The organism is Dapis hubbardiae BLCC-M172, from assembly GCF_050016015.1.
GTDB lineage: Bacteria > Cyanobacteriota > Cyanobacteriia > Cyanobacteriales > Microcoleaceae > Trichodesmium.
In genome coordinates, this window is record NZ_JBNHEQ010000335.1 from 1 (window position 1) to 11,878 (window position 11,878).

Consider the following 11,878-nt stretch of genomic DNA (forward strand, 5'->3'; position numbering starts at 1 on the left):
GTATCCTCTCGATCGCCAAATATTTTATTTATACCATTACATCCGGACATGATATTAGAGAGTCAAAGAACAGTAAAAATAAGAATAATATACGCTCAGTTGTAAATCTCAAAAATGTTGATTTAGAGCGGAAAAAAGGGAAGGAGCAATAAAGGAAAAGAAAAAGTTTTTTGACTAATTACCTAGAGTTGATTATAGGGTTTCTCAGGCTCATCAGATACACCTATATTTATTTCTATTTTATTCCCTATTTCCTGAAAAAAAACATAATATTTAGCCTAAAATCAATCTTTATTCTACCTCCTTCCATAATCCTTATTCAAAATTAAATAGGCTTTGCTGTTAAATATAAAAGCCTTTATATATAAATGTTTTGTAAGCATTCAGCTAATAGCCGAGCAAACCTACAGGAGTGATTAAAATTAGCTGGCTATCTTTATTATTTATATTTCACTTTTTGGAGATTAATTTCTCAAATACAAACTGCCAAACAGGATAAGTTAATAACTCATAGCTGTTAGCGCAGCTCCTCCGCAGGAGGCTGGCTGATAGCTGACGGCTGAATGCTTACAATGTTTTAGCCTTTTTAAGTCTGAAAAAAGTACAATATTTTCGTTCTAGGGAACTTAAAAAGTTAGGATTTTGGGTTGACTTATGGCTGAAAAATAAAGGGATAATTCTTCCTCCTACTAGCTCTAAATTTCCCATTCATTCTGACTCCTGTACGGGCGTTTTGCTGCGCGACATATAAAGCGGAGCTTTGCGTTAGCACATGGCCGTTTCGCGGAGCGACATGAAACGCCCCTACGACTCCTGACTCCTACCCTCACCCATAAGAATTTTTCAGCAAACCCTAAATAGTCAAAACAATCTTACCAATCATCGAGCCTCCTTCTAACATTCGATGAGCTTCCATTGCATCATCTAAAGCAAAAGTTTTATTAACATTAATCTTTAACTTTCCTTGGTCAAATAACCGCCCACATTGCTGTAAAATTTTAGCTTGATCCTCTTGAGCTTCCGTCAATCCTTTCATCATCGGAGTTAACATTAACTCTAACCCTATTCTGAGATTTCTTTGTCTAGCAACTTTCAAATTTCCTAAACTATAATTTGGCTCTAAAATTGTCACTAAATCACCATAAACTTTAACTGCTGGAATAGTATCATAAAAAACCTTTCCGCCAATAGTATCAAAAGCCAAATCTACCCCTTCTCCATTCGTCCAATCTAAAATAGCTTCTACAAAATCTGTATTCTTAAAAATCGCTAAATCTACACCTAAACTTTTAACAAAATCTGCTTTTTCTTCTGAACTAATAGTAGTAGCAACCTCAGCACCTTGTAATTTTGCTAACTGTATAGCCACATGACCAACACCCCCTGCACCACCATGAATTAACACCTTTCTACCAGCTTGCAAATTTCCCCTATCATATAAAGATTCCCAAGCAGTAATTAAAACTAACGGTGCAGCAGCAGCTTCAACAAAGCTTAAAGAAGTCGGTTTTTTCGCGACAAATCTTTCATCCACAACAGCTAATTCGGCATAATTTCCAGGAGTTAATCCAATCCCACTATTACAAAAATAAACCTCATCTCCGACTTGAAACTTTTTTACATTTTTACCAATTTCTGTTACAATACCAGCTCCATCACATCCTAAAATAGCTGGCATTTGCTCTGGATAAAAAGTTCCACGAGTGCGTAATTTAGTATCAATAGGATTTACCCCGGCAGCTTTTAAACTAACTAATATTTCTCTATCATTTTCAATTACAGGGTCAGCAACTTTCTCTATTTGTAAAACTTCTGGTGCCCCTGGTGATGTCATTAAAACTGCTTTCATAATTGATTTTTTTTTAAAGTAAGTAAAGAAGAAGGAAGAAGGAAGAAGTAGGAACTAAGAAGTAAGAAGTAAGAAGCAAGAAGTAAGAAGGAAAAAGTAGAAACTAAGAAGTAAGAAGGAAGAAGGAAAAAGTAGGAAGTAAGAAGTAAGAAGTAAGAAGTAGGAACTAAGAAGTAAGAAGGAAGGAGGGAGGAAGAAAGCTTTATATTTTATGTCCGGATCAACACTAACTGTAAAGTTATTGCGATTGGAATGGAGTGGAAGGAAGTAATCTCTTATCTATTAATTAGATATTTCTTCTCTTTATTCCTTTTGTCGATCTTTCAACCGACACTCCCCACACCCCCCACACCTCCCACACTCGCCATCACCCCATCCCCCCATCGCTGATGCTCAACTACATAGTCAAAGACTGCGGATTAGTTTCAATCAACTTCGCCAAATCTTGCAAGAAAGCAGCAGCATCAGCACCATAAATAATTCGGTGGTCACAAGTAATATTCACCTGCATTTGGCGCTTAACTCCAATCATCCCATCAGCATTTGCCACTACTTGAGGTTGAGATGCACCAATAGCTAAAATCGAACCCTGACCAGGTGGTAAAATAGCATCAAATGTATCTACGCCAAACATTCCCAAATTAGATAGAGTAAACGTACCAGTGCTATACTCATCTGGTTGTAATTGTTTTGCTCGCGCCTTATCTACCAAACCTTTCCAAGTACGAGACAAAGAATAAATATCCATCTTGTCAGCATTTTGTAATACTGGTGTAATCAAACCACCATCTGGCATTGCTACAGCCACAGCAATATTAATCCCAGAAGGATACTGAATACCTTGATCCACATAAGCAGCATTCACTAAAGGATGTTTTTGTAAAGTCATTGCTACTGCTTTTGCCAAAATAGCAGTCATTGTCACACCCTTAGACTTAATCTGTTTGTACAGCCCATCCAAATTATCTGTGACGATCTTATAACCAACATGGAAAGTAGGCACAGATAAACTTGTCATCATATTCCGCACCACTGCATTTTGCAGAGTATTCATTGGTACAACCTGTCCAGGAGTTACCGGAGCAGGAGGTGCAGATGGTATCAGTGAAGGTGCTGGAATAGATGGTTGAGTAGGAATAACAGGAGTAGCAATATTCACTGGTGCAGCTACCGGGGTAGGAGTACGACCCGCCGCCATTTCCACATCCTCCGCTACAATACGACCGTGAGGGCCACTACCTTTAAGGGTACTCAAATCTACCTTCAAGTCTTTGGCCAACTTTTTAGCACGAGGAGAAGCAATAACCCGTCCATTACGACGACTCGAATTGTCTTGGACTTCTGTTGCTATAGAAGCAGGAGCTGTGGCAACAGCAGTTGCAGAGCTAGAAACAGTCGCAGCAGCAGTTTCTTTCTTCTCTGTAGTTCCACCTTGCTGTTTAGCTTGTTCAATTTCTGCTTCAGTTTCGGCCAACAAAGCAATGGCAGAACCTACTGGAGCAACATCTCCGGCTGCTACAAGTATTGTGGCCAAATATCCAGAGGAAAAGGACTCCACATCCATGTCTGCCTTGTCTGATTCAACCACTAAAACTGTTTCCCCTTTTTCCACCCAATCACCGGGAGATTTTTGCCAAGAAACAATCTTACCCTCAGTCATGGTGGAACTAAGGGCGGGCATAAATATATCGTTAATCATGTTAGTTTTCCGTCGTTTTTTTTGTGGACAAATTGTTTAGATAGGATTCTATAGCGGTACGCGCAAGTCAGAAGTCAGAATTAATTCCTTACTGAGTTTAAGCATTTATAAATGTCAAACACCTATTTGCGTGATGCTATAGAAAAAGAAGTCAGGAGTCAGAATTAATTAGGGCTTGCTGATTAAAGATCAAAGCATTTACAGATAAAGGTTTTAGCCTTTTTAGCTCGGGAAAAAGTACCTAGTTTTCAGCTCTTTATGCACGGTTCCCGAAAAATCAAAAAGGAGGGCATTTTGGTCAAGGTCAAGAGAGTACCCCAAAAATTACTCCCGTAGGGACGTTTTGCTGATGGAAAGCGGAGCATTCCGGAACGGAGAACGCATTTTTGCCTGTGCAACGTCCCTACTACTCCCCCACTCCCCCACTCCCCCACTCCCCTACTCCCCAGCTCCCCTACTCCTTAAAAAAGACTTTTTCAGCAAACCCTAATTAGTGGGAAATTCAGACCTGGGATGCTCTTAAAGAGCAGAAAATCTTATGTTTAGTGAAGGCTTGAAAAGCACTCCCCAATATCCGCCAGTCTTACAGAATTTAGATAAAAATTCTGAACCCAAGGGCGAATTTTAAACCTAGTATCTAATACCTAATGCCGTTTTCTTCGAGTTAATTCAGAACCTCTCTATATCCTGTTAGCCAAATAATGAGAATAAACTTATCTGCTAACTACTATCTTTTATTCAATAATAAATATAGATTTTTTTGAGTTGATTTACAACCCCAAATAAATTCTGAATTTCGAGGAACTTTATTTGTGGGATTGGCTATTAGTTGATTGCAATGGAAGAAGAAATTAGAACGTAATAAATAAATTTTAGGCAACAGGGATTATAGATTAAAGGGAAAAGACAAAAAGTAGGTTTATCTCAATTCATTTAAGAACCAATATACTATCAATTCCCAATATTTAATTAGGGCTTGCTGATTAAATCTCAAAACATTGAAATTCTTGAGATTCAGGCTTTTTAGATTGAAAAAAAGTGCAAATAAATAAGCTTAAGCTACCAAAAACTTAGGATTTTAGGCCGACAATAGTAGAAAAATTACTTTGACAATTACTCTCCTACTTTCTCTGTCTTCCTACTCTTCCCACACTCTACTTTTTTCAGCAAACCCTAATTATTTATTACCGAAATAATTAATAATTAAGCAATTAAATAATTAGATAATTCACGCCTTGAAGCCTCCCATTTTCAGGGAAAAAAAGCGGTCGTTTTTGCTGGCGCATAACTCCGTTAACGGCGGTTGAGCCGACATGTTTGCGGAGCATTAACGAAGTTGTGCGGAACGCTAAACGCCATATCTAATCGACCAAGAGAAATAAATCTTTTCCTTATTGGTCAATCCTCTCCCTAAAAGGGAGAGGTAATTATCAATTATCCATTATCCATTAATGAAATACCATTTTTCTTTTTCCTAATTATCCCTATATTCCTATAAAAAATACTTTTCTATACTTCTTATTTCTGTTTAAACTTCACCTCGTACTTCCTCAATAACCCCATCCCGGAGCAGAATTTCTACTTGCATTTTTTTGATCAAATTATCTCCAATATCGGCAGTAAATACACTTTCAATTTGACCCTGACTAACTTGTTGTTCTAATTCTAATGTTTGTACTTGTTGTAGTTGTTGTAGAGCTTGGTTTTTCTGCTCCAAAAGCTCATTTTTCTTTTGATTTACCTGAAGTTGAATATTCTCAATCTGCTGTTGTACTTGAGGACCAGGAGGTTGTACGCTTTGCTTTTGAATTTCAGAAATTGCCTTTTGCCCTTGCATTTCTAGCTGTTGTAATTGACTATCTAAATTATTAATTTGGCTTTGTAATTGTTGTTGAGCTTCTTCTTTCCAGCGTGGGGTAACGACTACTTTAACATTAATCGCTCGCTTTAGAAGTAATTGTGTTTGAGAATACTCCATAAAATTGTTCTTGTTAGTTTCTTTTGTGTTTACAAATACGCGCGAGAAAATTGACTATAGACTTTAAGATTTCAGAGCATCTAAATTGAGATAAAAAATCCAAAATCCACAATAGTCATTAATCAAACATTCTGTTAATCATATCGCGGTAATGTTCCGTAACAACCGGACGTTTAATCTTCATTGTTTGAGTTGTCATGCCATTCTCAATCGTAAACGGCTCCAGAATCAAGCGAAAAGGACCAATACGGTCATCTGGCCTATATCCGGGGCGATTTTTTACTTCTCGATTCAACTCTTGACGGAATAACTCTTGAACCTCCTGACTTTCCCAATTAATCTTGGGTTCAGACTCAGAAGGATTAGATTGGGCAGCCCACTCTTCCACAGCCTCAATATTAGGTACAATTACAGCACCCAAATATTTCTGGTCTTGTCCCACCAACATAATTTGGTCTATATATTGACTACGGACACAAGCATCTTCAATAGGCTGAGGTTCAATATTTTCTCCATTAGTCAAAACAATTGTATCTTTTGCCCGCCCCGTTAAGACTAAATCATTTCTAGGAGTCATCCAACCGATATCCCCAGTATTAAACCAACCCTCTGAGTTAATAGCTTTGTTAGTCGCTTCAGGATTTTGATAATAACCCGCCATAATTTGTGGACCCCGGGCTAAAACTATTCCTTTCTCACCAGGAGATAAAGTTTTGCCACTTTCTGGGTCAACTATTTTAATCTCAGCCCCCGGAATAGGTCTTCCAGCAGACCCCCGCAGATTTTCCCAATAGTGTCGGGCGGTCAAAACTGGGGAAGTTTCTGTTAAACCATATCCCACCAATAAACCTATACCAACCGCTTCAAAGAAATTTTCTAAGTGCATTGCCAGGGAACCACCCCCACTCACGGCAAATTTTAACCGACCTCCCGTAGCTTGACGGATTTTTTGATAAATAATTTTTTCTCCCAAAATATGAAGAGGCAATAATAGGCAACTCTTTAAACTTGCCAAGAATTTCTCAGACTGAGAAGGTTTGTCAAGTTGTAAAACTAACCCTTGACTAATACGCCTAGCTGTGATGTATTGCTGACTTATACCGAAGAAAAAGTTGGCTAATTTTTGTTTACTTGCTGGTTGTTCCCTGAGCTGTTTTTGTACTCCCTCATAAATTAATTCCCAAACCCTGGGAACACAGAAGACGTAGTGGGGTTTATATTCTTGGAAATCTTTTTTCAAATAACGCTTATTAGTATAAATTTGGGTACAACCTTGGGAGAGAGAAAAATATTCCCCTATGCGTCCAAAAGTATGCCAAGTTGGCAGAATACTCAGGGTAACTTCTCCTGGGTTGGGTTGAATGATTGTGCCAAGCAGGTTAATTTGATAAAGTAGGTTGCCGTGGGTGAGCATTACTCCCTTCGGTTTACCAGTAGTTCCAGAAGTGTAGAGTAGGGTAGCCAGAGTTTCCAGATTTTGATTAGTTGGTTTGAGAGAATTTTCTTCCCCTGCGGCAATAACTTGGGAAAATTTGACCACTGGTAGATTTGCGTCAGAATTTGGGTCTTCCTCAGATAGCAGAATAATTAAATGTATAGGTAAGTCTTGGAGGCGATCGCTCAATTTCTGCAACAAGGCCAAATTTTCCACGACCAAACTAACACTACCACTATCTTGAAGAATGTAAACCAATTCTTCTATATCAGCAGTTCCACTTCTAACGACATCTGCTCCACCCGCCATAATAATGCCTTGGTCAGCAATCATCCACCGGGGACTATTATCAGCAAATAAGGCCACTCTTGAAGGGATAGATGTGCCATTTTCTGTGGACACAACTCCCAAAGCTTGTAAACCAGTAGCAAATTTTTGAATTTGTTCGTTCAGTTGTTCGTAGGTAAATTTTACTTCTGGTTTAACGTGGGGGTCATGGAGGGCAGTAGTTTTGCCGAAATATTGGACAGCTTTAGGCCATATTTCCGAGAGAGATTGAACAGAATCGTAGAGAGTGACTGTTTGGAGATTGGCAGATTCGCGATCGCTCATTTGCCAAGAATTGGGAGAGGTGGGAGATTTTGCAGATGTGGTCATTGTTTACTTTCTAAAACTATTGGTTATAAATCTAGTATCTAAGAATTTTGGGTAAGTTTACTAATTTTTAGGGACAGTTTACTAACTTGCCCCTGTTATTGATTTTCTCTTATCTTGGCAAAGTATGAAGCTTTTAGAAGTCAGAAGTCAAAAGTCAAAAGTCAGAAGTTAGAGGTTAGGAGGTATTAATTCGTTACTTATGCAAAGGTACTATACATAGAGTTTAAAAACTATAACGTTATAGTTTTGAACCCTATATATATGGTCTGGTGCGTAAGTCCTAGTTTAAATAATAAGAGGGCGGGTTTTGATAACTAGATGGGGTTTATATCAAGGTTTTCGGTTAAACCCGCCCCTACTAAATATTGATGTGTATATTTTTTGAGAAGCTGTTTGAGAAGTGCTGCATGGAACTGATGAATCACAAAAACCTAACCACCCTGCTCCCCTTCCCTACAAAGGAATGGGGATTAATAAGCCTCTCTCCTCGTAGGAGAGAGGTTTTTCTTAGTTGACAAACAGTTTCTTGATTATCAAAATTCTTCATCTTTAATATCCTTAAATAAAGGGAAATTAACCTACATAAGATCCCCCCTGCCCCCCTTTTTAAGGGGGGCAGGGGGGATCGTAAATGTGCCTGATAACTGTGGCAATTGCTATATATTGATATCTATAATTTTATTAATTATCAAAATTCTTCATCTTTGAATATCCTGAAATAAAGGGAAATTAGCCTATAGAAGTTAATGTAAAAGATTAAAATTAACTCTCTCAAAAAAACTTGGTAAGCATCATAACATATAAGCCTTTGATTAATCAACAGAAAAAAGTTTTAGGAAGTAATTTGTAGGGAGTTTTCTTGATTTCAACATTTCGATACCTGACACTGAGAATTTTTACCCCCACTCCGTTTCACCTGCGATTAAAATATGAACTTAATTGTCATTGCGAGGGGGTACAAAAAACCAAAAGTCTACCCAGTAAATTTCCACCCCCCGAAGCCATCTTCAAAACTACTAAAGATTGCTTCCTTCCACTCCGTTCCACTCTCAATGACTCCCCCAATTGTCATTGCGAGGGGGTACAAAAAAACCAAAGTCTACCCAGTAAATTTCCACCCCCCGAAGCCATCTTCAAAACTACTAAAGATTGCTTCCTTCCACTCCGTTCCACTCTCAATGACTCCCCCAATTGTCATTGCGAGGGGGTACAAAAAAACCAAAGTCTACCCAGTAAATTTCCACCCCCCGAAGCCATCTTCAAAACTACTAAAGATTGCTTCCTTCCACTCCGTTCCACTCGCAATGACTCCCCCAATTAAATGAACTTAATTGTCATGGCGAGGGGGTACAAAAAAACCAAAGTCTATCGCATAAATTTCAACCCCCCGAAGCCATCTTCAAAACTACCAGAGATTGCTTCCCTCCACTCCGTTCCACTCGCAATGACTCCCCCAATTAAATGAACTTAATTGTCATGGCGAGGGGGTACAAAAAAACCAAAGTCTATCGCATAAATTTCAACCCCCCGAAGCCATCTTCAAAACTACCAGAGATTGCTTCCTTCCACTCCTTTCCACTCGCAATGACTCCGCCAATCTTTAACTTTAATAACCAGAGTTAGTATTAATTAGTTAAAATCTTAAAATGTAAATCAAACTAAAAAAATCAAGAAAATAATTATGGCAAACCTCACAATTAATGATTTACCTGATGAATTAATGGCAAAAATTCAACAATTAGCTAATCAAAATAATTGCAGCTTAAACCAAAAAGTTATTGTAATCTTAAAAGAACTTTTGCAAGATGAAAAACCAAAATTGCTGACTTCCCCGATTATCCGGACATGATCTTACTATACTATAATTTAAAGTAATATTTTTTTTCAATAAAGCAATTATGAGTGAATCCAAATTACTAACTATAAAATTAAGTTCCCAAAACTACCATCGCCTAGCAAAAGAAGCTCAAAAATTAAATTTACCCATAAATATTTGAGCCTTAAAGATTACTTAAATTCAGTCTTCAAGAAATTCCACCTCAATTTTGATAAACAAAAAGCAAGAGAAGCTATATCTGGTTTGCGGGAAATTAGCAAAAAATTGTCCTTAGTAGATGGAGAGGCGATCGCCTGTGAAAGTCGAGAAGAGTTAGAGCAAAGGTATATTTTCTAGCTAAATGCTCAAACTCACTCAGAAATTACTTTTGTAGGGGCGAATAGCTTTTGTAGGGGCGAATGGCCATTCGCCCCTACTGACTTTTAACTTATGCATAGCGCTATAACTTCATCAGAAAAACAATGACTAACAAAATACTTATCAATCGTTATAAAATTATATCAGAGTTAGGAAAAGGTAGCTTTGGAACTACTTACCTAGCAGTTGATTTAGACCTTCCTAATCAACCTCAATGTGTTGTAAAACAATTAGCTCCATCAGACCCCAGACCGAAAGTTTTTCAAGTGGCTAAAAAATTATTTGAAAAAGAAGCAAAAACTTTACAAAACTTGGGAAAACATAATCAAATACCTAAATTTTTTGACTATTTTGAAGAGGAAGGAAAATTTTATTTAGTAGAATTTATTGAAGGAAATGACTTAGCAAAAGAGATTGATTCTCAAAGAATATTTACAGAAAATGAGGTCGCTAAATTATTAACTGAAATATTAGAGGTTTTAAAATATGTACATCAACAAAATGTAATTCATCGTGACTTAAAACTTCAGAATATTATGCGGAGAAAATCTGATGGCAAAATTGTCTTAATAGATTTTGGGGCAGTCAAAGAAATTAAAGGATTAACTGTAACAAGTCAAGGTCATACAACTACAACAATAGCAGTGGGAACTCATGGATATATGCCTAGTGAACAAGCAGCAGGTAAACCTAAATTTTTTTCGCACCGTACTTAACGATCGAGCAGTTGCAAAGCTTTAGCAAAATATGCTCAGACTGAGTTAAACTCAGTAAAAGCAGTGGTATTTTATAACTCAGATAGCAAGTACAGCAAATCGCTAAGTCAAGAATTTATCTCTGAGATAGGGTTAACTACTGAAAGCAAATAATTGGACAAAATTAAACAAATATTAATAAATATTGAAAATATGCTGATTAGATTATTTGCTATCATACATTAAAGTCATGCTAAATAATTATCAAAAACTTTTTTTATGGCTTACTAGCTCAAATGAAATCAATTAAGACCAAGTTAAAAGTTAACAATTACCAAAAAACAATACTTGCCAAACACGCAGGTGTGTCTCGCCATGCTTATAACTGGGGATTAACTACTTCTATCAAGGAATATCAATTAACGAAAAAACGACCTAGTGCAATTACCTTGCATAAACGTCTGGTTGATGAAGTTAAAAGTGAAAATCCCTGGTATTATGAAGTATCAAAGTGTGCCCCCCAGCAAGCCTTAAGAGATTTAGATAGAGCATTTAAAAACTTTTTAACTGTTCCTAAACATGGATTTCCGAACTTTAAGAAAAAAGGGAAAAAAGATAGTTTCTACTTAGAAGGAAGTATTAAAATTTTGAAAGGAAACTACATACAGCTACCAAGAATAGGAGTAGTAAAAACGTATGAAATCTTACCTTCAGTGCCAGTCAAAAATGTGAGAATATCCAAACGCGCAGGTGAATGGTACATTAGTTTTAAATATGATGATGATGCTCAAGCCAACCCTAGTAGAAAAAAACGAGAGCTTATTGGTGTAGATGTAGGCATAAATACTCTAGCAACTTGTAGTGATGGAACTAAATTTGCTAACGTTAAAGCCTATAAGCAAGCAAAAAAACGACTAACTCGTTATCAACGTCGTGTCAACAAAAAAGAGCCTGGGTCCTTTAACAGAGCCAAAGCCATAAAAAAACTAGCCAAGACTCATAAAAAAGTAGCTGATATCAGAGCAGATGCACTCCATAAACTCACAACATGGTTAGCCAAAAACCACAGCACCATAGTGATAGAAGATTTGAACGTAAGTGGAATGCTCAAAAATCATAAACTGGCAAGTGCTATAGCAGATTGTGGCTTTTATGAGTTTAAGCGTCAGCTTATATACAAGTGTGAGTGGTATGGCAGTGAGCTAATAATAGCTGATAGATTTTATCCAAGTTCTCAAATATGTTCAAACTGTGGGCATCAACAGAAAATGCCTTTGCATGAGAGAACTTATAATTGTGCTGACTGTGGATTTACTGCTGACAGAGACTTTAATGCTGCTGTTAACCTAGAAAACTATGTTTGGGAGTAGG

9 protein-coding genes are annotated in these 11,878 nt (G+C 37.3%); 5 read left to right on the plus strand and 4 right to left on the minus strand.

Annotation, left to right across the window (positions count from 1 at the left end; genetic code table 11):
- Positions 1–853: 853 nt before the first annotated feature.
- The 4 genes from ACP6PK_RS30850 to ACP6PK_RS30865 all read right to left on the minus strand — a co-directional run bounded on the left by ACP6PK_RS30850 (position 854) and on the right by ACP6PK_RS30865 (position 7,618).
- On the minus strand, positions 854–1,849 hold the full coding sequence (locus ACP6PK_RS30850) for a zinc-dependent alcohol dehydrogenase family protein (protein WP_426565499.1): 996 nt from the start codon (positions 1,847–1,849) through the stop codon (positions 854–856).
- Positions 1,850–2,246: 397 nt separating this feature from the next.
- On the minus strand, positions 2,247–3,548 hold the full coding sequence (locus ACP6PK_RS30855; RefSeq protein WP_426565501.1) for a dihydrolipoamide acetyltransferase family protein: 1,302 nt from the start codon (positions 3,546–3,548) through the stop codon (positions 2,247–2,249).
- 1,528 nt (positions 3,549–5,076) lie between these two features.
- Positions 5,077–5,526, minus strand: a complete 450-nt coding sequence (locus ACP6PK_RS30860) for a YlqD family protein (RefSeq protein ID WP_426565503.1) — start codon at positions 5,524–5,526, stop codon at positions 5,077–5,079.
- A gap of 118 nt (positions 5,527–5,644) precedes the next feature.
- Positions 5,645–7,618, minus strand: a complete 1,974-nt coding sequence (locus ACP6PK_RS30865) for an AMP-dependent synthetase/ligase (protein WP_426565505.1) — start codon at positions 7,616–7,618, stop codon at positions 5,645–5,647.
- Positions 7,619–8,547: 929 nt separating this feature from the next.
- On the opposite strand from ACP6PK_RS30865, the gene ACP6PK_RS30870 reads away from it, so the two are divergent.
- The 5 genes from ACP6PK_RS30870 (at position 8,548) to ACP6PK_RS30890 (ending at position 11,877) form a co-directional block, all read left to right on the plus strand.
- Positions 8,548–8,943: a hypothetical protein gene (locus ACP6PK_RS30870; RefSeq protein ID WP_426565507.1), complete on the plus strand. Its 396-nt coding sequence runs from the start codon at positions 8,548–8,550 to the stop codon at positions 8,941–8,943.
- 356 nt (positions 8,944–9,299) lie between these two features.
- On the plus strand, positions 9,300–9,467 hold the full coding sequence (locus tag ACP6PK_RS30875) for a FitA-like ribbon-helix-helix domain-containing protein (RefSeq protein WP_426565509.1): 168 nt from the start codon (positions 9,300–9,302) through the stop codon (positions 9,465–9,467).
- Positions 9,468–9,611: 144 nt separating this feature from the next.
- Entirely contained in the window at positions 9,612–9,791 is a 180-nt protein-coding gene (locus ACP6PK_RS30880; protein WP_426565511.1) for a hypothetical protein, read from the plus strand.
- A gap of 125 nt (positions 9,792–9,916) precedes the next feature.
- The gene (locus tag ACP6PK_RS30885; RefSeq protein WP_426565513.1) at positions 9,917–10,528 is read left to right on the plus strand and encodes a protein kinase domain-containing protein; all 612 of its coding nucleotides are present in this window, start codon (positions 9,917–9,919) and stop codon (positions 10,526–10,528) included.
- A 275-nt stretch (positions 10,529–10,803) separates the two neighbouring features.
- A complete protein-coding gene (locus ACP6PK_RS30890; protein ID WP_426565515.1) occupies positions 10,804–11,877 on the plus strand; it encodes an RNA-guided endonuclease InsQ/TnpB family protein in 1,074 nt (357 codons plus the stop codon).
- The last annotated feature ends 1 nt before the right edge of the window (position 11,878 follow it).